Origin of the sequence: Gilliamella sp. B3127 (assembly GCF_026536935.1) — a bacterium.
Lineage (GTDB): Bacteria > Pseudomonadota > Gammaproteobacteria > Enterobacterales > Orbaceae > Gilliamella > Gilliamella apicola_E.
Window position 1 is genome coordinate 109,838 of record NZ_JAFNNI010000006.1, and the last position, 21,788, is coordinate 131,625.

The 21,788-nt window shown below is 34.8% G+C and carries 18 protein-coding genes; 8 read left to right on the top strand and 10 right to left on the bottom strand.

Translation table 11 applies throughout. The features are described 5' to 3' along the window. Positions 1-35: 35 nt before the first annotated feature. The gene (locus tag J3U00_RS09970; RefSeq protein WP_267332311.1) at positions 36-1,064 is read left to right on the top strand and encodes an alpha/beta hydrolase family protein; all 1,029 of its coding nucleotides are present in this window, start codon (positions 36-38) and stop codon (positions 1,062-1,064) included. Between the two features lie 66 nt (positions 1,065-1,130). Here J3U00_RS09970 and pntB read toward each other — a convergent pair whose 3' ends face one another. Both pntB and pntA read right to left on the bottom strand, forming a co-directional pair. Beyond that, on the bottom strand, positions 1,131-2,525 hold the full coding sequence (pntB, locus tag J3U00_RS09975) for a Re/Si-specific NAD(P)(+) transhydrogenase subunit beta (RefSeq protein WP_267332312.1): 1,395 nt from the start codon (positions 2,523-2,525) through the stop codon (positions 1,131-1,133). 15 nt (positions 2,526-2,540) lie between these two features. Then, complete coding sequence (gene pntA, locus J3U00_RS09980; RefSeq protein WP_267332313.1) at positions 2,541-4,073, bottom strand: Re/Si-specific NAD(P)(+) transhydrogenase subunit alpha; 1,533 nt, start codon at positions 4,071-4,073, stop codon at positions 2,541-2,543. A gap of 556 nt (positions 4,074-4,629) precedes the next feature. Between pntA and J3U00_RS09985 the strand changes: the two genes are divergently transcribed. Further along, positions 4,630-6,018 (top strand): MFS transporter, encoded by a 1,389-nt coding sequence (locus tag J3U00_RS09985; protein WP_267332314.1) that lies wholly within the window; start codon positions 4,630-4,632, stop codon positions 6,016-6,018. Positions 6,019-6,067: 49 nt separating this feature from the next. Here J3U00_RS09985 and J3U00_RS09990 read toward each other — a convergent pair whose 3' ends face one another. Next, positions 6,068-6,793, bottom strand: coding sequence for a DUF4198 domain-containing protein (locus J3U00_RS09990; RefSeq protein ID WP_267332315.1), 726 nt, complete (start codon positions 6,791-6,793; stop codon positions 6,068-6,070). Between the two features lie 298 nt (positions 6,794-7,091). Between J3U00_RS09990 and mukF the strand changes: the two genes are divergently transcribed. Genes mukF through mukB form a run of 3 tightly spaced genes read left to right on the top strand, consistent with a single transcriptional unit; the run spans position 7,092 to position 13,604 of the window. After that, a complete protein-coding gene (gene mukF / locus J3U00_RS09995) occupies positions 7,092-8,414 on the top strand; it encodes a chromosome partition protein MukF (RefSeq protein ID WP_065562362.1) in 1,323 nt (440 codons plus the stop codon). Positions 8,415-8,457: 43 nt separating this feature from the next. Next, the gene (mukE, locus tag J3U00_RS10000; protein ID WP_065562474.1) at positions 8,458-9,183 is read left to right on the top strand and encodes a chromosome partition protein MukE; all 726 of its coding nucleotides are present in this window, start codon (positions 8,458-8,460) and stop codon (positions 9,181-9,183) included. 2 nt (positions 9,184-9,185) lie between these two features. Further along, the gene (gene mukB, locus J3U00_RS10005) at positions 9,186-13,604 is read left to right on the top strand and encodes a chromosome partition protein MukB (protein ID WP_416379912.1); all 4,419 of its coding nucleotides are present in this window, start codon (positions 9,186-9,188) and stop codon (positions 13,602-13,604) included. A 364-nt stretch (positions 13,605-13,968) separates the two neighbouring features. Here mukB and J3U00_RS10010 read toward each other — a convergent pair whose 3' ends face one another. Further along, on the bottom strand, positions 13,969-14,412 hold the full coding sequence (locus J3U00_RS10010; protein WP_267332317.1) for a hypothetical protein: 444 nt from the start codon (positions 14,410-14,412) through the stop codon (positions 13,969-13,971). 888 nt (positions 14,413-15,300) lie between these two features. Between J3U00_RS10010 and J3U00_RS10015 the strand changes: the two genes are divergently transcribed. Then, positions 15,301-15,660: an MmcQ/YjbR family DNA-binding protein gene (locus J3U00_RS10015; RefSeq protein WP_037489287.1), complete on the top strand. Its 360-nt coding sequence runs from the start codon at positions 15,301-15,303 to the stop codon at positions 15,658-15,660. A 106-nt stretch (positions 15,661-15,766) separates the two neighbouring features. Here J3U00_RS10015 and J3U00_RS10020 read toward each other — a convergent pair whose 3' ends face one another. Genes J3U00_RS10020 through J3U00_RS10030 form a run of 3 tightly spaced genes read right to left on the bottom strand, consistent with a single transcriptional unit; the run spans position 15,767 to position 18,864 of the window. Next, positions 15,767-18,136 (bottom strand): primase-helicase zinc-binding domain-containing protein, encoded by a 2,370-nt coding sequence (locus tag J3U00_RS10020; RefSeq protein WP_267332318.1) that lies wholly within the window; start codon positions 18,134-18,136, stop codon positions 15,767-15,769. A 10-nt stretch (positions 18,137-18,146) separates the two neighbouring features. Next, positions 18,147-18,521 carry a hypothetical protein gene (locus J3U00_RS10025; protein WP_267332319.1) on the bottom strand — a complete coding sequence of 125 codons (375 nt, stop codon included), beginning with the start codon at positions 18,519-18,521 and terminating at the stop codon, positions 18,147-18,149. After that, positions 18,514-18,864: a hypothetical protein gene (locus tag J3U00_RS10030; protein ID WP_081296696.1), complete on the bottom strand. Its 351-nt coding sequence runs from the start codon at positions 18,862-18,864 to the stop codon at positions 18,514-18,516. The genes J3U00_RS10025 and J3U00_RS10030 overlap by 8 nt, the downstream gene beginning before the upstream one ends. Positions 18,865-19,057: 193 nt before the next feature. Here J3U00_RS10030 and J3U00_RS10035 point away from each other — a divergent pair, with 193 nt between their 5' ends. Then, complete coding sequence (locus tag J3U00_RS10035; RefSeq protein ID WP_108720850.1) at positions 19,058-19,216, top strand: YlcI/YnfO family protein; 159 nt, start codon at positions 19,058-19,060, stop codon at positions 19,214-19,216. A 578-nt stretch (positions 19,217-19,794) separates the two neighbouring features. Here J3U00_RS10035 and J3U00_RS10040 read toward each other — a convergent pair. The 3 genes from J3U00_RS10040 to J3U00_RS11705 all read right to left on the bottom strand — a co-directional run bounded on the left by J3U00_RS10040 (position 19,795) and on the right by J3U00_RS11705 (position 21,652). Continuing rightward, positions 19,795-19,995, bottom strand: a complete 201-nt coding sequence (locus J3U00_RS10040) for a helix-turn-helix transcriptional regulator (protein ID WP_198200899.1) — start codon at positions 19,993-19,995, stop codon at positions 19,795-19,797. A 145-nt stretch (positions 19,996-20,140) separates the two neighbouring features. Next, on the bottom strand, positions 20,141-20,821 hold the full coding sequence (locus J3U00_RS10045; protein WP_267332320.1) for a hypothetical protein: 681 nt from the start codon (positions 20,819-20,821) through the stop codon (positions 20,141-20,143). Between the two features lie 474 nt (positions 20,822-21,295). Then, positions 21,296-21,652 carry a GNAT family N-acetyltransferase gene (locus J3U00_RS11705; protein ID WP_416380193.1) on the bottom strand — a complete coding sequence of 119 codons (357 nt, stop codon included), beginning with the start codon at positions 21,650-21,652 and terminating at the stop codon, positions 21,296-21,298. A gap of 51 nt (positions 21,653-21,703) precedes the next feature. Between J3U00_RS11705 and J3U00_RS10050 the strand changes: the two genes are divergently transcribed. Further along, a partial coding sequence (locus J3U00_RS10050) for a transposase (protein ID WP_072075904.1) occupies positions 21,704-21,788 on the top strand: 85 nt, incomplete at its 3' end.

The following is a 21,788-nucleotide window of genomic DNA, read 5'->3' on the forward strand; positions in this document are numbered from 1 at the left end:
TATTTATATAATGCAGTTATATAGGGAATAAGTTAATGGCTAAAGTGTACTATCTGTTTTTTTTCATATATTCAATTTCATTTTTTGGTTATGCAGATTCAAATGTTGGATTTAGGGAAATCCATTATGGAAAAGAAGATGGTAGACCTCTTAACATTGCAATATGGTATCCAACTACTAATCAACAGAAAACAGTATTTATAGGCGATAATGTAGTTTTTTATGGTTCTGAAGTTGTCCCTAACGCAATACCTATCAATGATTCCAGGAAACTTCCGTTAATCGTTGTTTCTCATGGTTACGGTGGTAGCTGGCAAAATTTAAGTTGGCTTGCCTATGAACTTGCAGGTAAGGGATATATTATTGCTGCGCCAAATCATCCAGGAACAACTTTTTTTAATAAAGATATTAATCAATCAAGAAAATTATGGCTACGTCCTGAAGACCTAAGTAAAACTATTGATATTTTAAAAGAAGATAAGCTATTAGCTAACCATATTGATATGAATAAAATATCAGCCATTGGGCATTCTCTTGGCGGTTGGACCGTAATAGCGCTTGCTGGTGCAAGATTTGATATTGATCTATTTAAAGAAGATTGTACTGAAAATTCACAATTGAAAGCTTGCCAATTAGTAAATGAACTAGGTCTTGATAACCCAAAATTAACTCAAAGTATGTTAGATTCAAGAATAAAATCATTTATCTCTTTAGATGCAGGGTTAGTCAGAGGTTTTACTCCCGAAAGTCTGGAAAATATTAATATTCCCTCTTTGATTATTGGAGCTGGTGTTGATGTTGGTGATATGAATGTAGAACTTGAATCAGGCTATTTAAGACGGTTTCTTTTAAAATCATTATCTACTTATACTGTTATACCAGATGCGATGCATTTTAGTTTTATACAAGTTTGTAAACCTCAGGCGATAGAAATATTAGAGCAAGAAGCTAAAGGCGAAAGTATCATTTGTAAAGATGGCGGGGAACGAACCAGAACCGAAATTCATGATGAAATAATTAATCAAATTACTACTTTTTTAGATCAAAAAAATTTAAACCCTTAACATCTTATAAAAATACTGCGGCTAAAGCCGCAGTAATATTTTGTATCTACTAAAGACTAATCGTCATTAAAGATTTTGTAAAACTTTTTCAACACTATCTTTGGCATCACCAAATAACATATAACTATTTTCTTTAAAGAATAGTGGATTTTGAACGCCTGCATATCCGGTATTCATTGAGCGTTTGGATATAATAACCGTTTTTGCTTTCCAAACTTCAAGAACAGGCATACCTGCGATAGGGCTGTTTGGATCTTCTTCCGCTGCCGGGTTAACTGTATCATTTGCACCAATTACCCAAACAACATCTGTATCAGGGAAGTCATCATTGATTTCATCCATTTCTAATACAATATCGTAAGGTACTTTTGCTTCGGCTAATAATACATTCATATGACCAGGTAAACGCCCTGCAACTGGGTGAATACCAAAACGGACTTCTATACCCATACCACGAAGCTTTTCAGTAATATTGCTTACAGCACCTTGTGCTTGAGCAACAGCCATACCATAACCTGGTACGATAATAACTGAACGTGCTTCTTTTAATGTTTGAGCAACTTCTGCTGGCTGCATTTCACGGTATTCACCTTGTTCTTCTTCTGAAGAGCTTGATGCGCTACCATTGCTACCAAAACCACCGGCAATGACGCTGATGAATGAGCGATTCATTGCTTTACACATGATGTAAGAAAGAATTGCCCCTGAAGAACCAACTAAAGCACCGGTTACAATAAGTAAATCATTACCTAACATAAATCCTGCTGCAGCTGCTGCCCATCCAGAATATGAGTTAAGCATTGAAATAACTACTGGCATGTCTGCACCACCAATTGATGCCACAAGATGGAAGCCAAATACTAATGCGATGATAGTCATAACAAGTAGACTAACAAGTGCGCCTGCGCCACTTTTCACACCAATAAAAGTAAACATCAAAATTATTGAAACAACGATTGCCGCTAAGTTCCAGTAGTGTTTATAAGGAATAGAAAGTGGTTTAGAGCTAATGCGGCCATTTAGTTTTCCAAATGCAACGACTGAGCCAGAAAAAGTAACTGCACCAATAAAGATACCAATAAAAATTTCTACTAAATGTACAGTAAGTTCACTGCCAGTGAAAACCATAATATTAGAATCTAAGAAGCTATTGAAACCAACGAGAACTGCAGCCATACCAACGAAACTGTGGAGTAGTGCAACAAGCTCTGGCATTTGTGTCATTTCTACTTTTTTAGCAAGATAAAGACCAATAGCTGCACCAATGACCATAGCAATAATGATCCAGTGTAGTCCGCCTTTAATACTTGCAATAGCAGCAATAAGTGCAATTACCATACCAACCATGCCATAAATGTTTCCAGATTTGGCTGATTCTTGATTTGATAGTCCTCGTAAACTAAATATAAAAAGTAATGCAGCAAGTACATAGGCTGCTTGAATTATTCCATGACTAAACATTATCAATAATCTCCTTTACTTGCCACGTTGAAACATTTTTAGCATTCTTTGTGTAACAAAGAATCCACCAAAAATATTGATACTAGTAATTAAAATAGCAACAAAGGCAATTGCCGTAGTTAAGCCATTATCATCACCGACTTGCAGTATTGCACCTACTAATATGATACCAGAGATAGCATTAGTAACTGACATTAATGGTGTATGTAATGAATGAGTTACATTCCATACTACGTAATACCCTACTACACAAGACAAAGCAAATACAGTGAAGTGTCCTAAAAAGGTTTCAGGAACCACATTAGCTAACCAGAAATAAGCAATAATCAATAAAGCTAAAATGCCAAATTTTTTTGCAGGTTGCATTGGTGTTGGTTCTGGTTTGGCAATAGGTTCAACCGCTTTTTTCTGTGGTTGTGCAGAAACTTGAATTGGTGGAGCTGGCCATGTTATTTCTTTATCTTTAACGACAGTTACGCCACGAATCACAACATCGTCAAAATTAATGTCGATGTTACCATCTTTTTCTTTGGCGAGTAATTTTAATAAGTTAACAATGTTAGTTCCATATAGTTGTGATGCTTGTGCCGGCATTCGGTTAGCTAAATCTGTGTAACCAACTATTTTAACATTATTATCTGTTTCAAATACTTCACCCGGTTTGGTTAATTCGCAGTTACCACCAGTTAAGGCTGCTAAATCAACAATAACACTACCTGGTTTCATTGACTCAACCATCTCTTTAGAGATAAGTTTTGGCGCAGGTTTACCTGGAATTAATGCTGTAGTGATAATAATATCAACATCTTTTGCTTGTTCAGCAAATAAAGCCATTTCAGCTTCAATAAAGGCTGCAGACATTTGTTTTGCGTAGCCATCTCCAGAACCAGCTTCCTCTTCGAAATCTAATTCTAAAAAGTCAGCACCCATACTATTGATTTGTTCAGCAACTTCTGGACGTGTATCAAATGCACGAACAATAGCACCTAAACTAACTGCTGCACCAATTGCTGCAAGACCAGCAACGCCAGCACCGATTACCAATACTTTTGCTGGTGGTACTTTACCTGCAGCAGTGACTTGACCAGTAAAAAATCGACCAAATTGGTTCGCAGCTTCAATAACAGAGCGATAACCTGCAATGTTAGACATAGAACTTAATGCATCTAGTGATTGAGCTCGTGAAATACGAGGCACACAATCCATTGCCATTACAGTAATATTTTTAGTGGCAAGTTTTTCTAAAAGATCTTTATGTTGAGCTGGATAAATATAACTAATGAGTGTTAATCCCTCTTTCATCAGAGCGATTTCATCATCAGTTGGCGCGTGAAATTTTAAAATAAGATCATTTTGCCAAATATCCTTTGTGTTTTGAATAGTGGCCCCAGCATCAATAAAAGCTTGGTCTTCAAAATGAGCAGCGTGTCCAGCACCTTGTTCTACTGAAACTGTAAATCCAAGTTTTAATAGTTGTCCAACAGTTTGAGGTGTTGCTGCAACCCTAGCTTCATTGGCTAACCGTTCTTTTGGTATACCGATATGCATTACGTTACATCCTTATGTTAAAAAAGATTATTCATGTCTCCCGATTTTAGCACAAATTAGCGACAGTGCGAGTAGGTAATTTATTTTTTATTATCGAAATCTTAATATTAAATTTAATAATAAGTGGATTTTAAATCTGAGAATTGAAATTAGAATATTTCTCTTGTAATCAGTGTGAATAGTTTGTTTTAAAAGTGAACTATCTTAATCGCCATTAAGAACATCTCTGTTTGCCAAAAATTGTTTTTTCTACCTATGGTTAAATATTAATTAGATATTTCAATTGGTGAGTGGGTTATCAGACTAAGTTTTGCAATTATCTGATAATTCAACAAGGTTAATTTGAACTTTAATTAATATTTCATAGTCAGCTGAAAACATCAACGACAGCACGATCTCTGATAATAACCTTTTATTGGTTTTATACGTGAGAAAATAAAATTATTGATATTTAATTATATATCAAATAGATACAAATAAAGGATCATCTCATTTGAGTATAGTTATTAATGATATTCAAATGCCGATCAATTGAAACATTTAATGAGGTAAATATATGGCAGATCTAAGCCAGAAAAAAAATAATATCTTGGCTTTAATGGTTGCTTTGCTTGCTGCATGTGTTGCTTTCCAACTTAATGCAAGTATGTTAAGCCCAGTGTTAGTTACTATAGCGAAAGAATTAGGAACTAATGATGCAGCTGTCGGACTATCTCAAACTTCTTTTTTTACAGCAGCTGCACTATTTTCACTATTCTTGCCCCGATTAAGTGATATAAAAGGGCGAAAAAAAGTATTAACAGCCATGTTGATTATAATGACTTTAGGTACAGTCATTGCTGCTATTGCGCCGAATATTGAAGTTTTGTATGTTGCTCGCATTATTCAAGGTGTATCAGGGCCAGTGGTTCCATTATGTTTGTTAATGTTAAGTTTTGAAGTAAAAGACGTTAAGCAATATGGTATGTTAATGGGTATCATAACAGCAGTAAATGGTGGTATTGCTGGTGTTGATGCTATTGCGGGAGGTTTACTTGCTACGCATTTTGGCTTCCGGTCTGTATTTTGGATTATAGCTATTGTTGCAGCAATTTCGACTTTTTTTGTTCATCGTTTTGCGTCAGAATCTCAGCCCTCTAAAGGTACCAAGATGGATTGGTTAGGCGTTTTGTTAATTGTTTTAACAATAGCTGCGTTATTACTTGCACTTAATGAAGCCGGTAAACTTGGCAATGCTAATTGGCTGATTGTTAGTGGTTTAAGTTTATTGGCTTTTTTATGTTTTATTTTATTTTGGAATGTAGAAAAAAGAAGTAAGCAACCTTTAGTCACAATCAATCATTTGAAAAAGCGTGCCACCTGGGCGTTGTTATTAACAACCACATTAACCATGACTGGGATCTTTGCCATCGTTAATGGTTTAGTGATGTCAATTGCCCAAAATCATGAAATAGGTTTTGGGTTAGACGCAGATTGGGCATCATTAATTTTTCTCACACCTTATGCTTTAATTGGTTGGTTTGTTGGGCCATTTTCAGGAAGATTGGCACCAATAATGGGCTATAATAAAGTGCTCAAATTAGGTTTAGTGGGTTGTATTATTGGTATTTTAGTTATTATGTTTTATGGCATTCATTCTTTACCTATTTTATCGGTTGGCGTGATTGTTTTAGGTATTTTTTATGCTGGAATGGCTAATATCATTTTAAATGGATTAGGTATCGTCTTATCTCCTACTGATAATCCAGGATTTTTACCTGGTATGAATGCAGGTGCATTTAATTTAGGTGCAGGTTTGAGTTTTGCTTTATTACCAGCAATTCAGATGATAAATGGAGACACAATTAATGGTTACTTTAATGGTATGTTGTTAGGTTTAATCATTACGGTGTTAGCTCTATTTTGTAGTTTTCTTATACCGCGTCCGATTAGTGCTGAAGTTTAAAAAGATAATTATAAAAAACGGGATAATGATCCCGTTTTTTATATATAAATTAATCTTCTTCAGGAATTAATGTAAAAACTAATGTAGTAAAAAATTTGTCTTGGGTAGCTAATTGACTATCTTTAAGCGGGAAACCAATTTCAACACCTATAACGTTTAAACCTTGATTTGGCACAATAATAGTAGCCTGGCCTTTATCATCAGTTTTCACTGTTTTGTCTAAATTATTTACAACATCGATGATGACAGGTGTATTGGTTAGTGGTTTACCATCTTTGAAAACGGTTATAGGTAAATTGTCGCCTCGTTTTAATTTTGTTGGGTCAATAGAAGGAACAATTTGTAGTGGAATATCTTCTATTATTTTGGGTTTGTTAACGGATGATAAATAGTTGACACTATATTTTATGGCATGAGTGCCCTTATCTGCACCTTTAACTTGATTCATCGGCAAATTAACGTATTTACCATCCGAGTTTTTGGTCCAATAACCATAATCAAAATCAACTGTTACTACAGCTGTATCTTTTGCAGGTTCGATGGTCACAAAGTTATTATGTGCTGTTTTTGAAACGGGTAGTACCGACCAATCACTATTATAAGCTTTAACTTTTTTCACCATTTCAGGTTGATAGCCATTATCTAAAGGTCCTTCACCTAAAATAATCTGCTTTTGATCGACTCGATCAGTAATCCATATACCATGAGCTGTCACGGATTGTGAAATTAAACCCATTAAAGTCCCCAATAAAACTGATAATAATACTTTACGCATAGATACCTCAATATTTTAAATGAAAACGATAATTATTATCATTTTTATATTTATATAAGTCAATTTAAATATAAAGTTAATTGGCTAATAAATTGGTCTTTTTTGTCTTGGTAACAAGCTTATTTAAGAAAATTAAATATTGGTTATCACATCTAATAATAAATCCTAAACTTAGCTATTTTTAACTACTACAATTTGTTATATAATCGATAAAATTTTGTCCATAACACAATATATTGTGTTTCTCATATTATTTTAAGATGTCGCGATGTTGTGCATCTTTAATTAAGGAATCACTATGATGGATTTTTCCCAATCAGTGCCAGAACTGGTCTCTTGGGCAAAAAAGAATGATTTTTCGATTGCTCTACCTGTTGAGCGATTAGCCTTTTTATTAGCAATTGCTGTATTAAACAGTGAGCGCTTTGATGGCGAAATGACTGAATCTGAATTAATTGACGGATTCAGACATGTCTCTCAGATCTTTGAGCAAAGTGAAGATACTATTACTGTTCGAGCTAACAATGCCATTAATGATCTAGTGCGCCAACGTTTAATTACTCGCTTTGCTAGCGAAATGACCGATGGTTATTCTATTTACCGTTTGACTCCACTAGGAATCGGCATTTCTGATTACTATATACGCCAACGAGAATTTTCGACTTTACGCTTATCTATTCAGCTTTCTATTGTTGCACAAGAATTAAAGCGTGCAGCAGATGCGGCTCTTGAAGGTGGCGATGATTTACATTGGCATCGAAATGTTTTTGCTCCATTGAAATATTCTGTTGCAGAAATTTTTGACAGTATTGATATCACTCAGAGAGTAATGGATGAACAACAAGCTGAAGTTAAACAAAATATTTCAGCATTGTTAAGCCAAGATTGGCAAGCAGCCATCAGTAGTTGTGAAGGTTTACTTACCGAAACATCACAAACATTGCGTGAGCTGCAAGATACATTGGCAGCTGCAGGTGATAAGCTACAAGCCAGTTTGCTTCTGATACAAGATGCCACATTAGATAATCCAGATCTTGATAAAATTAACAATGTTGTTATGGATCTGCAAGGAAAACTAGACCGAATTATTGGCTGGGGACAAAAAGCAATAGACCTATGGATTGGTTATGATAGACACGTTCATAAATTTATTCGTACAGCAATCGATTTAGATAAGAATCGAGTTTTTTCTCAGCGATTACGTAAATCGATTCAAAGCTATTTTGATTTACCATGGTCACTCACTTTTGCTAATGCTGAGCGTTTACTTGATATGCGTGATGAAGAGTTAGCACTGCATGAAGCAGAAGTGACGGGTGAATTACCATCCGAGCTTGAGTTTGAAATGATTGAAGAAATTCAAGAACATATTATTTCGCATATAGAACAAAATTTATTGATCTTTAAACAAGAAAATAAACCACTTGATATGAGTAATGCAATTCATAGTTATTTAGCACAGTTCCCGCGTGAACAACATTTTGATATTGCAAGATTGTTTATTGATCAGGCTATTCGATTAGGTGTTGCCGAAGGCGATTTACTCGGTATCCCAGCCGAATGGAAACCTATTAACGATTATGGAGCTAAGGTACAAGCACATGTCATCAACAGATATTAATGATTTAGAAATAGAACAAACTTCCCATCATCTTGATGAGGTTATGGGGCGTATTGCAGCAAGCTCTCAAGCGTCGATAGATAAGTTTATGCCGGTAAAATTAGCTCAAGCTATTGCTAATCCAATATTTCCGGAACTTGACAGTCTATTAAGGTCAGGTCGTCATATTGGTATCGATGAGCTTGATAATCATGCTTTTTTAATGGATTTCCAACTTGAGCTTGAACAGTTTTATCAACGTTATAATGTTGAGCTTATTCGCGCACCGGAAGGATTTTTCTATCTTCGTCCTCGTTCAACTACTCTGATTCCACGTTCAGTATTATCTGAACTTGATATGTTAGTCGGTAAAGTGCTTTGTTATCTCTATTTAAGTCCAGAGCGATTAGCACATGAAGGCATTTTTACCTTACAAGAACTTTTTGATGAGCTTGTTTCATTAGCGGATGAAAGTAAATTATTGAAACTAGTCAATCAGCGTTCTACAGGCTCGGATTTAGATCGCCAAAAATTATTTGATAAAGTAAAAACTGCATTAAATCGATTACGTCGACTTGGTATGATCTTCTTTATTGTAGGTAATGATAGTAGCCGTTTTCGTATTAATGAATCTATATTCCGATTTGGAGCTGATGTGCGTAGCAGTGATGATGCTCAAGAAGCACAATTACGCCTGATTCGCGATGGTGAAGCGATTAAAATTGAATCATCACTTATATTAGATGATGATAATAGTGATGATGAAGATGTTAATGAGGAGATTGAATAATGATAATGGGACACGGTAAATTTCACTCATTAACCTTAATTAATTGGAACGGTTTTTTTGCTCGAACGTTTGAGCTTGATCAGCTTGTCACCACACTTTCTGGTGGTAATGGTGCTGGTAAATCAACCACTATGGCAGCATTTGTCACTGCATTAATCCCAGATTTAACCTTATTACATTTTAGAAATACAACTGAAGCAGGAGCAACTTCGGGTTCTAGAGATAAAGGTTTACATGGTAAATTAAAGCCAGGCGTGTGTTACTCGATGCTGGATGTAATTAATTCTCGTAATCAACGGATTATCTGTGGTGTGCGTTTACAGCAGGTTGCTGGTCGTGATAAAAAAGTTGATATTAAACCTTTTTTAATACAAGGTTTGCCTGTCAATATTACTCCAACAGAATTAGTAACAGAGCGCTTAAATGAAAAACAGGCTAGAATTTTATCTTTACCGGAATTAAAAGATAAAATTGAATCAATGGAAGGGGTTATCTTTAAGCAATTTAATTCCATTACTGATTATCATTCAGTCATGTTTGATTTTGGTATTTTACCTAAAAGATTACGTTCTTCATCTGATCGAAGTAAATATTATCGTTTAATTGAAGCTTCTCTTTATGGTGGAATTTCAAGTGCTATCACGCGATCATTACGTGATTATTTATTACCAGAAAATAGTGGTGTTAGAAAAGCATTCCAAGATATGGAAGCAGCACTTCGTGAAAATCGGATGACACTTGAAGCTATTCGAGTTACACAATCAGATCGCGATTTATTCAAACATCTCATTACTGAATCTACAAATTATGTGGCTGCTGATTATATGCGTCATGCTAATGAGCGTAGAGTTCATATCGAATCCGTTTTAGGACTACGTCGAGATATGTTCAAAACGCAAGATCTGCTTATCAGTAATCAGTATCGACAAGTTGAGATGGCAAAAGAGCTTAAAGAATATCAAGATGCTCAAGGCGATTTAGAGACCGACCTTCAGGCAGCAAATGATCATCTTAATCTTGCACAAACTGCTTTGCGTCAACAAGAAAAAATTGACCGCTATCAAGCAGATTTAGATGATCTTAATATAAAACTTGAAGAGCAAAATGAAGTTGTATTTGAAGCAAACGAACAGTATCAAACTTACCGAGATCAAGTTGAACAGACAGAACAAGAAGTTGATGAGATTAAAACTCAATTGGCAGATTATCAACAAGCTTTGGATGTACAACAAACTCGAGCTATTCAATATCAGCAAGCAATTCAAGCTCTGAAAAATGCCCAACAACTATGCCAATTGCCTAAATTAGGTATAAGCAATGTTGAAAATCACTATGAAGTTTTTCAAGAAAAACAAAAAGAAGTTACTGAAAAATTATTAGAATTGGAACGGAGAGTTAGTGTTTCTGATGCTGCAATAAGTCAATTTGATAGAGCGTATCAACTAGTTGTTAAATTGGTTGGCGATGTAGTACGAAGTGAAGCATGGAGTGCTGCTAGAGAAGCATTAAAACAATGGCCTTCACAATGTTATCAAGCTGAGCAAGTAGAACATTTACAGCTACAATTAGATGAATTAGAACAACGCTTTTTTGAACAAAAAGAAGCTGAATCATTACTAACTCAATTCTGTAAGCGTTTTGGTCGTCAAATCAATTATGATGAACTTGATGAATTTAAACAAGAACTTGAAGTTCAATTGGATCAAAATGCCGAGCTTGCTAACGAATCAAGTGAAAAACGAATTGAATTTAGGCAAGAATTTGAGCAAATACAAACAAAAATAAGTGACTATCGTCAAAAAGCCCCATTATGGTTAAAAGCTCAAGATGCACTTATTGCATTGCAAGAACAAACACAACAAACTTTTACTAATAGTCAATCAGTTACTCAGCATATGCAACAACTGCTTGAACAGGAACGAGCTTTAGTTACTCAGCGTGATCAAATAAACTTCAAACGAAATCAACTTGATACGCAAATAGAACAACTTAATCAACCAAGTGGTGTTGATGACGGACGTTTATCTGTTTTAGCTGAACGATTCAATGGTGTTTTACTTTCTGAAATTTATGAAGATGTAACAATTGATGATGCACCTTATTTTTCAGCATTGTATGGTCCGTCAAGGCAAGCCATTGTGGTACCGGATTTATCATTAGTCAAAGCACAACTCGAAAGCCTTACTAGCAGTGAAGAAGATTATCCTGAAGATATCTATTTTATCGAAGGTGATCCATCATCATTTGATGATAGTGTATTTGATTGTGAAGAGATGAATAAATCGGTTCTTGTTAAAACAGGTGATCGTCAATGGCGTTTCTCAAGTTTTCCTAAAGTTCCTTTGTTTGGTCGAGCTGCACGTGAAATACATCTTGAGAAATTATCAGCTGAACGTGATGAGCTACATGAACTTTATGCAACAATTTCGTTTGACCTTCAAAAATTGCAACGTATTGAGCAAAATGTTGGGCAGTTTATTGGTGAATATTTATCTGTAGCTTTTGATATCGATCCAGAAGCCGAAGTACAAAAACTAACAACACGACGCAATGAAATTGAACGCCAATTATTAGCACAAGAAAGCATTGATAAACAAAACCAACAGCAAGTGGTAATGTGTAAAGAGCAGCTAGCTACAGTTAATCGATTAGTTGCTCAGATGCATTTATTGGCGGATGATGATTTAGCCGATCGAGTTGATGATTTACGTGAACAAGTGGCTGAAGCGCAAGAAGCTGCGCAATATGTGAGTCGTCATCGCCATACTGTTTCGGAATTAGAACCAATTATTGCTGTGTTACAAAGTGATCCTGAACAGAATGATTCACTACGTGAGCAATATAATACTATCAAAGCTCAGCAACAAACTATTCGTCAACAAGTTTTTGCCTTAACCGAAGTCATGCAACGCCGTGCGCATTTTAGCTATGAAGATTCGGCTGGAATGCTAAATGAAAATAGTGATTTGAATGAAAAACTACGTTCTCGACTTGAGGTGGTTGAAGCACAGCGTACTGAAGCACGAAGCCAGATGCAACAGTACCAAGATAAATACAATCAATATAATCAAACTCTTGCTTCTTTAAAAAGTGCATTTGAAACTAAACGTGACATGCTCAATGAGTTGCATAAAGAGGTTGAACAAATAGGTGTTAAAGCGGATGCAGCAACCGAAGAACGAGCGCGTATTCGTCGTGATGAAATTCATCAAAAACTTAACAGTAATCGCCAACAATGCACATCGCTTGAAAAACAACTTATTATGTGCGAAAGCGAAATGACACAAATGCAAAAACGTTTAGCACAAACACTACGTGATTATAAACAATTACGTGAACAAGTTGTGGAAGCGAAAGCAGGGTGGTGTTTAGTTTTACGATTAGTTAAAGAAAATAGCGTTGAACGAAGGTTACATCGTCGAGAATTAGCTTATCTAAGTGCTGATGAATTGCGCTCTATGTCAGATAAGGCACTCGGTTCATTGCGTCTAGCAGTAAATGATAATGAACATTTACGTGATGTATTAAGATTATCCGAAGATCCAAAACGACCAGAACGTAAAATACAATTTTATATTGCGGTTTATAAACATCTTCGTGAACGAATTCGTCAAGATATTGTTAAAACGGATGACCCAATTGAAGCTATTGAGCAAATGGAAATTGAGTTATCACGATTAACTGAAGAACTTACCTCACGTGAACAGCAATTGGCAATTAGCTCAAAAAGTGTGGCTAATATTATTCGTAAAACTATTCAACGAGAGCAAAACCGTATTCGTATGCTTAATCAAGGTCTGCAAGCGGTGGCATTTGGTCAGGTAAATGGTGTACGTCTTAATGTTAGTATCCGGGAAGCTCACTCTTCATTATTAGCAGCATTAGCTGATGATCAAAACGAGCATCAAGATCTGTTTAGTAATAATCGTATTACTTTCTCAGAAGCATTAGCTAAACTTTATCAACGCTTGAATCCTCATATTGATATGGGGCAGCGAACTGCGCAAAATATAGGTGAAGAATTGCTTGATTATCGAAACTATCTGGAAATGGATGTTGAAGTTAATCGTGGCGCTGATGGCTGGTTACGTGCTGAAAGTGGTGCATTATCAACAGGTGAAGCAATCGGTACAGGTATGTCGATTCTATTGATGGTGATTCAAAGTTGGGAAGAAGAATCTAAACGCTTGCGTAATAAAGACATATCACCTTGTCGCTTATTATTCCTAGATGAAGCAGCCCGACTTGATGCTAAATCAATTGCAACACTCTTTGAACTTTGCGAAAGATTGGAAATGCAACTTATTATTGCAGCGCCAGAAAATATCAGTCCGGAAAAAGGCACAACGTATAAATTAGTACGTAAAGTTATTAATAACCAAGAACATGTTCATGTGGTTGGTTTAAAAGGCTTTGCATAATTTAATTTAACAAACTAATTCGCCGACTTTATGTCGGCGATATATGGTAGCGTTCAATCTAATCAAAAAGTATGATTGGTATTTGCCTCGTTTAAAATAACAAAATAGGCTACAAACTATTTATACTCTTTTTGATGTGCTTTACAGGATTTTAAAGAATCCTGCTGAATATTGAATTGGTGAATGGGTGGCGGCTCTTTTAAACCTCATGAATACTTCAGAACAATAACATATGCAGCATAATTAGCAATGGCCAAATTTTTCACTAATGTATGTATCCTATCTATTAATAATAGTTGCTCAAAATTTGTTACTAATAAATATTAAAGTATCTATAAGCAAATTAAAGTGTTATTTCTGATACTTATTTTATTCTATTACAAACTGATTCGATTTTAGATCTAAAATCAATAGTATCTGTGTGATTATTGAGTTTTTTTATGCGTTTCGTTATTATGTTGTTAAATGAATCGTTATCCTTGATTTCTAAAAATTGTTTCAGAGTACAATTTGCTTCATAACATATTTCATTTACTGTACTGTTAAAGCCGTTGACATCGATAGCTTGTTTTGTTCCATCATTTTTAATTTCATAAAGCTTATCATCTAATATTCTAAATTTAATTGTAAAATCTTCAGGCTCAGCGGTATGTTTAAGCTCTTCTTCTGGGGATACATTTAGCCCTATACTATATATCATAGTGCATTGCCAATCGCCCACAAGATATTCTTTGAGAACTTTATTATCACTCTCACCACAACCGAATAGAATTAGACTAACCATGCTTATAAGAATAAAATTTTTCATAACATTCCTTTGTTTTTGAATAATAATATGAGAATTATTCTTCAATATCAACTAGATGTTAATCTTTGCATTAATGAAATTTTCATTTTCTATCAAACTTTATCAATATAACTATGTAGACTTTCAATTTCAGTCAAAGGGTATTTCTAAATATTTTATTTATTACTATTTTTTTGACGGTTTTTCTGTCGTTATAAAATTTTTAGTTATACAAGATTTACATTAATAAGCATATAATTAAAAAGTGGTTATAAATGTAACTTATTGATACTTGCAGAATAGTAAAACAGGCTTTAAGCCTTGTTTATGCTAGTTTTGATGTGGTTTAAAGAATTTTAAAGAATGTTACTGAATATTGAATTGGTGCGTGGGCGGGACTTGAAAGAATCTTATTAAATCCTTTTTGAGAAAGGTTTTTATTTTTTCTTTATTGAAGAAGTAGTCCCAAACATAGTCCCAAAATAAAAAGTGACCCCTAAAATTGGGTATTTTTAGTACTCACTTTTTTTGATTTAAAGTTGATTTTTCGCGGATGTAAAAATCTGTCTAAAGAGGCGGTACCCAAATTTGAGTGTTAAAGAAATTAACTACCCCCCATTAAAATAAAATTTTATAAAAAACTGTACATACTACACATGATTTCTTATAAGCTTTATTGTATAAGGGTTTACGCTATGTATGGTCTACATTTTAACTATACATAACTCTACATTTTTACTGTACATAATTCAATGATGTAAAAATTTATTACTAGATTAGCTAAATAATGGGCTATTTATTTTTTATGATTTTGATTATTCCAAGTCAACTATAATGTTATACTTATGTAAGTAAACCCACATGCAGTTAATTTGTATTTTCTATATCCAACATCTTTAGGAGATTATAATGAATAGAGAAACATTATTTAACTATGCCAAAAAACATTTTCATTCAGAACCTAACTATCTTTGGGAAAATTTACCTAACTATGCAGTATTGCGCCATCATCAGGATGGTGATAAATGGTATGCTATTGTTATGAATGTATCAGGCTCAAAACTTGGGCTAAAAGATGATAAAGAGATTGATGTTCTGGATATTAAAGCAAGACCTGAACATATAGGCTCTTTAAGGAAAAAAGAAGGTATTTTGCCTGCATATCATATGAATAAAGAACATTGGATCAGCATTATTCTTTCTGGACATTTATCAGATAAAGAAATATTTGATTTACTGACCGAAAGTTATCACTTAACTTCAAAGTAATTTTAGCCTTAGCCTTAATATATTTGTTTATTTCCTTAAGCATCTATTTTGTTTAATACAAAAAACCGCCAATCAAGGCGGTGTAAACAGTAATAAACAATTAGCTTTAGATAGGCTCTTCTGCTTTAGGTAACCAGTCTTTACTGGTGTTTAAATTAAGTTCTAAATTAGTTTTAACCCCTACTGTAAAGCGCTTCTTCATGTATTGCTTGCCGTTCTCGTTCATTGCATAACTTAAAGATGTGCCGAACTGGGTAAGGGATAGGGGATTATTCAGCCCTGTGTTACGGATGTATTCGATATAAGAATGGTAAAGATACTTTCTTGGATTGAATGGTGTAATACCCAGATTGCCTACTGACATACCATTAGGGCTGTCTAACGCGTCAAAATAGCTACAGAAATCGACTAAATGGTCAGATTCTCTTTTAATAGTCTTTGCTTCTTCTGATTGTTGCTGTTTATGTAATCTTTCTTTAGCATCATTAGGGTTGGCGAACTCATTAAGTAGCAGTCTAACAATTGAGGGTAGCTCTTGCTCTATTTTGCTAACCAAGTTTAAATCTCGCTCTGTTTCAGGTATAACCTCGCCAAAGTGAAATATTACCCTGCGCCTTGATATACCGCCATTGCGCTCATTAAATCGCATGGCTTCGTTGTTGATTACTAACACTACCGCAGGAATCTTACAGGAATAGGGCTGTTTGTGTTTAGGGTCGATTGCGACCTCATCACCGCCCGTAATTGCTTTTAAACCTGCACCACTGCCCATATAACGCGGTTGGTCTGGTAAAATGATAAGTGAATAGCCAACCACTAAAGCCCTGTCTCTTGCCTTTTCCAGCGATTCCATTGTACCTATAACAGTATTGTTTTTACCTGATAACATAGTTGCGATTTCAGCAAATACACTTTTACCGCTACCGCCTGCGCCCGTAACTTCTAAGAATAATTGCCAGTCATAACGATTAGCTAATATCATATAAAGTCCAGCTAGTATGTTCTTAGCCTTATCTTGATTGCCTGATGCTCTCTTTAACCACTTAGTGAAGTTTGGCGCGTGAGTTTCGAAGGATTCATTTTCTTTGGCAGGGTAGTAATCAATATCGTTACTAACTAGTAGCCAATCTTGCTTATTGTGAGGTCTAAAGTTTTGGCTTTTTAGCTCATATACGCCATTTTTAAAGCAGATTAAATCTTTCTGAGGTGTTCCCATTATAGGCAGTGATAACCTGAGCGATTCAACCGCTGAGCTAATTCGCATAGGGTTAAATGGCTCACCTGATTGAGTGAATAAATCGGCTAGCGTTCGCATTAACAGTTTATCGCTTATAGGTTGCCATGCGTTATCTTGATAGTGATAGATTTCATCGGTAGTAAGATTAATCGCAAGGTTATTATCATAATATTGATTAAGCAGTTCAGCTCGTTGGCTTGATGCCATTTGCGATAGGTTCATGCTTGATAACTCGTTTTGCATGTTATGTTTTGTTATGGTGGATAACTCTGGTTTTATGAGGTTTTTATCAAATAAACCTGAAGTTTTCTGAAGTCCAAACTGTTGCCTATAATCATCCCAATCACATTTATAATCTGTATCGGGGATTGTGTAATAACCATTTACCGCAGTAGCCGCTTCTATCGCTTTTTCTTTACCCGTGTTTTTATGACTCCCTATATCATTATCACCAGCAATGATAATATTTGCGGTAGAATTAACCTCACGAATAGCTTTGGCTACATGAATAAGGTTGCCTGCATCAATGGCAGATATCACTGGTGACCGATGGCGGAATACCGCTATTGATATGCCTGTGGCTAATCCCTCACAAATAATAATCTCGTTAGCTGTGAGCAACTCTTTTTTTACCTCGTCAGGCTTGCCCAAATTTGGGTTGACCCATATAAAAGCACCTTTTTTATTCGAGCCTTTCATTAAGTGCTTGCTTCCGTCTGGCTCGATAAATTGACCGCCTGCGTATTCATTATGAAGATTCAGCATGGGCACAAAAATGCGCCCGTTATCTAACAAAGGCAAATCAAAGGTTAACCCTTTCTTGGTCAGGTATTGAGATTGCCCTAATGTTGCTTTAGATAGCAAATACTCGACCTTTTTACATACGGGATTATCTGGTATGTTATCATTATGTAATTGTTCAGAATCTATTTTCCTAAATACGAGATTTTCCCGTATTTGGTTATTCTGATTAGACAGATTTAAACATTCCGCTACTTTATTTGATGCTTCTTTAGCGTCACATTGACAATAGTTTTTGATAAGCTCTAAGCCGTCACCACTACCACACTGGTTACAGATGTAAGTACCTCTACCATTTTGGTTATCAAATCTAAATCTATCTTTACCACCACAGACAGGACAAGGGCAATGTTTGCCATTACCCACCTCAATGCCTAATGAACTAAAGATTAATCGCCATTTACCCACCGCTTCGGCTGTAATTTCATTTATTTTCATTACCGCCACCTTAGTGAATTGTCCCATTAGATTCAGCTTTGATATCTTCGGCTAAATCAATAAACAATGATGAAAGTAATTCTTGCCCGAATGGAGTTAATGAAATAGGTTTATCGTCGCTTTCTGTGTACATGTCTTTCAACATTCCATAAGTGCGATTTAATCCCTCCTTTTCTCCGAAATCCTCAATCAAGCATTGCTTAAGATTGATATCTAAACCTAAGACAATTAAATCTTTGTTAATATCAATCTTGACACCCTCATGAACAAATACTTGACTATCATTTTTGTTAATCTGCTCAATTAAAAACAAACTTGCCACTATCGCCATAGTTGAATCAACGATGATATGGTGGATTGCGGTTATTTTATTGTTATTATTCATTATCGTTAACTTCCTTATGATTAAGTTTATCGTCAAGTAAATTAATTTGATTGGAAGCAAAGCAAACAACGTTTTTTAATTGTGCTAACAGGTAACCAATGTCACGTGTATCGTCTTTAAATTGTTGTTCCTCATATTCTTCACATTCAGAAGCCCAAAATAACAAATTACCAATAGCACCGATTCCCCATAGAATTGATTGTCTAAGTTCCTCTAAGTGTGCTTTTGCGTGTAATAAGTTTTGTGGTTGGATATCAGCCTGATATAAATTCAAGACAGATAAAAGGTTAGGTAGGTCATATTGCCCATTTTTAGGGCATAGGGTATCATTACTATTAGCCATAGCATTACTCCGTTTAATGTTTGTGGTTAGATAGCTCATTGAGGTGCGAACTCTTTGGGCTATTGTTTTTATTAAAATGTTAAAATTTAATGTGTCCGTACAATATATTTTATTTTGTCCGTACATGTCAACACTATTTTTATTCTTTACTTTAGTGTATATTGTCCGTACTAATAACTTATGAATATCCAATATGGCAAATGAAACCAGTAAGTCAAAACGTAAAGATATCCGCTTTCCACACGAACTAATAGAAAAAATAGACGAGCAATCCAAAAAGGAGAATACCAACTTTTCTGCTTGGGTTATTGCTGCTTGTCGCGAAAAATTAAACAAACCAAACAAGAAATAATGCATTAGCTTAATACCACCAAAAAGTGGTATTTGTTTTTTTATTTTTCTTTTTATGGACATGCAAAACCATTTTTTAAAATTCAACCCCATGCAATGAGTTTTCCGACGCATACGCGCGCGCGTAGTGATAGTAGAAAAATCTTTCCTAACGTGTCGAAAAATTACATCGTAGCGATTCACAGGGAGATTATTTAAGGGTTGGGTATACATCTGTATTGCTAGGTTGTTATATAAGCTTGTAGTCATGATTTAGCCCTCTAACGTGTCCTTAAATTATTAATCGTTTTATTAGTGGCGATTAAGTCAAATTTGGATTGCGTCAATTCAATATCATTATTTTTAATACTTAAATCTGTCATTTTTCATCTCTCTTAACGTGTCAGAAAATTCCCCCTTTTAGCTAAATTTAGGCAAGGGGAAACCGTAACGAATTTTTTCGCTTTGCTTTAAAATCAATTAGTTAATTTGGTGTTTTAGCTAGACACTTATCGCGAGATTGGCTATCATTGGAAGCGTCATTATTCCAGTGTTAGCCCTTTATCATTTCGCGATATAAAGGGTTTTGCTTTATCACCATTAAGCCACCTCTCGACGTTCTACTCTACGAGATTCAAGCCAAGAGTAAATTTCATCAGCGCGATACCCAACGCGACGCAAGCCGATTCTGATTTTTTGGGGAAAGGTTTTATCTTTCTTTTCTAGCGTATAAAGACTAGTGTCAGATTTGAAGTGAAGTAAATTTTTAACTTCTCTTCTGGATAGGATTGCATTTGTCATTTGTTACCTCGTTATAAAAGTTATTAAAACAAGGTAACTGTAGCATTATGGTATAATTAAAATAGGTGGGTTAATTTTTTAATAGTAGTAACTTATTTAATTAAAGTATTCCTATCCATTTATATAGAAAATACAGTAAATAGGCTTACCCCTTTCTTCGTCCTACTTTTCTTAATTCGAAAGGACGCAATACTATATCAACCGCTTCTGCTAAGTTTTTAGATACTCCTTTACCAATTAAATAATCAATTACTTCTTTTTTTGTTGGAGCTGTTTGTTTATTTTCGGTATCATAAGTAGACCAAAATTGCTCAATTATCTCTTGTGTTAACTCCAATCCTTCGGAAGAGTGCTGTGTGTTATTTGGTAATTTTTTTATATTATTATCTTCTATACTGATTTCTTGAATAATAGGGGGAGGGGTTTTTTTAGCTCGATATGGAAGAACTAAGATAACATTTTCATTAGTGACCCATTGATTTAAGGAACTTCTTGTTATTATGGTGTGCCGATAAGACATTGTTTCTGTTCTATCATTTGGATCTATCTTTGTGGCGCTCATCTCATTTAGAAATTCATTATATACATATTTAGCACATATAATTGGCGTTAAAATTCCCCTTCTGATAGAGGTTTCTAACGATAGAGCATAACCATGAGCTAATTTCCATCTAGAATGATTTATTTGTTTTACTGAATCTAATCCCTCTTTAAAATCGAAGGGATCTAATCCTGCCAATAATAAAGACGCTTGCTCTATAGTAAATTCTTGTACAGCTTTCCAATGCATAACATTAGGATAATCATCACAGTAAATATGTTCCATATACCACCTTTCACGATCTAAAAAAATTTGCGCCAGTTCGTTAGGTTTGCTAATGTTCTGGCATCAGCTTAGGCGAAAATAATACTTTAATATACAGTAATATACATTATAGCACTGTATTTATATACAGTTAAGTGTTTATGATAAAATTGGCAGACTAAAATAATATTTTGAGGATAGGTAAATGAGAGATTTAATAAAAGATAATAATAAATATTTGAGCCGTCGCGCTACATCAAAATATCAGGCTCGTACGGTAGCAAGATAGTTGTAAACTCTTTGACGGGCTTTTTAAATTCAACCCCATGAAAGGAATTTATAAGTTATCTTTATTATGAAGATAACTGTTTTAATTTAACAGAACTGCAAAATTGAGCGCTCTTTTTATGGACTCAAGAAACTATATACTTCAAAAAAGCGCGGTTAGGAATTTAGTTTGAGTGAAGCTTTACGGTACAAAGGTCTCAATAAAAATCAAAGTGGTTTATACATATGGTAATTTATCAGTACCTGGTTTTTTCTGGATATTTTGTTAACCCGCTTTATTTTAAAACCCCATTTTTTGAAAATGGGCATGGCTACTTTTGAAGCATCTACACTTAATTGTGAAAGCTTTTTCTGGTGAGCCAAGTCAAGTATATGGTCATAGAGTTTTCTAGCTATGCCACGTTTTTGAAAGTCAGGATGCACGTAAAAACAGTCTATGTAACCATCGTCTTTGAGTTCAATAAACCCAGCAAGGCGTGAGCCAAAGATAGCCATATAAGGCTGAGTACTGATGAATCCCCTAATGATTTTTATCAAAATCATTAAGTTAAGGTAGATACACATCTTGTCATATGATCAAATGGTTTCGCCAAAAATCAATAATCAGACAACAAAATGTGCGAACTCGATATTTTACACGACTCTCTTTACCAATTCTGCCCCGAATTACACTTAAAACGACTCAACAGCTTAACGTTGG

Coding starts and splice junctions, on each gene's coding strand:
- J3U00_RS10015 (WP_037489287.1), top strand. CDS start 15,301: ATGAATAGAGAAACATTATTTAACTATGCCAAAAAACATTTTCATTCA.
- mukE (WP_065562474.1), top strand. CDS start 8,458: ATGGGGCGTATTGCAGCAAGCTCTCAAGCGTCGATAGATAAGTTTATG.
- pntA (WP_267332313.1), bottom strand. CDS start 4,073: ATGCATATCGGTATACCAAAAGAACGGTTAGCCAATGAAGCTAGGGTT.
- J3U00_RS10020 (WP_267332318.1), bottom strand. CDS start 18,136: ATGAAAATAAATGAAATTACAGCCGAAGCGGTGGGTAAATGGCGATTA.
- J3U00_RS10025 (WP_267332319.1), bottom strand. CDS start 18,521: ATGAATAATAACAATAAAATAACCGCAATCCACCATATCATCGTTGAT.
- J3U00_RS10035 (WP_108720850.1), top strand. CDS start 19,058: ATGGCAAATGAAACCAGTAAGTCAAAACGTAAAGATATCCGCTTTCCA.
- J3U00_RS09990 (WP_267332315.1), bottom strand. CDS start 6,793: ATGCGTAAAGTATTATTATCAGTTTTATTGGGGACTTTAATGGGTTTA.
- J3U00_RS10030 (WP_081296696.1), bottom strand. CDS start 18,864: ATGGCTAATAGTAATGATACCCTATGCCCTAAAAATGGGCAATATGAC.
- pntB (WP_267332312.1), bottom strand. CDS start 2,525: ATGTTTAGTCATGGAATAATTCAAGCAGCCTATGTACTTGCTGCATTA.
- J3U00_RS11705 (WP_416380193.1), bottom strand. CDS start 21,652: ATGTGTATCTACCTTAACTTAATGATTTTGATAAAAATCATTAGGGGA.
- J3U00_RS09970 (WP_267332311.1), top strand. CDS start 36: ATGGCTAAAGTGTACTATCTGTTTTTTTTCATATATTCAATTTCATTT.
- mukF (WP_065562362.1), top strand. CDS start 7,092: ATGATGGATTTTTCCCAATCAGTGCCAGAACTGGTCTCTTGGGCAAAA.
- J3U00_RS10045 (WP_267332320.1), bottom strand. CDS start 20,821: ATGGAACATATTTACTGTGATGATTATCCTAATGTTATGCATTGGAAA.
- J3U00_RS09985 (WP_267332314.1), top strand. CDS start 4,630: ATGGCAGATCTAAGCCAGAAAAAAAATAATATCTTGGCTTTAATGGTT.
- J3U00_RS10040 (WP_198200899.1), bottom strand. CDS start 19,995: ATGACAAATGCAATCCTATCCAGAAGAGAAGTTAAAAATTTACTTCAC.
- J3U00_RS10010 (WP_267332317.1), bottom strand. CDS start 14,412: ATGAAAAATTTTATTCTTATAAGCATGGTTAGTCTAATTCTATTCGGT.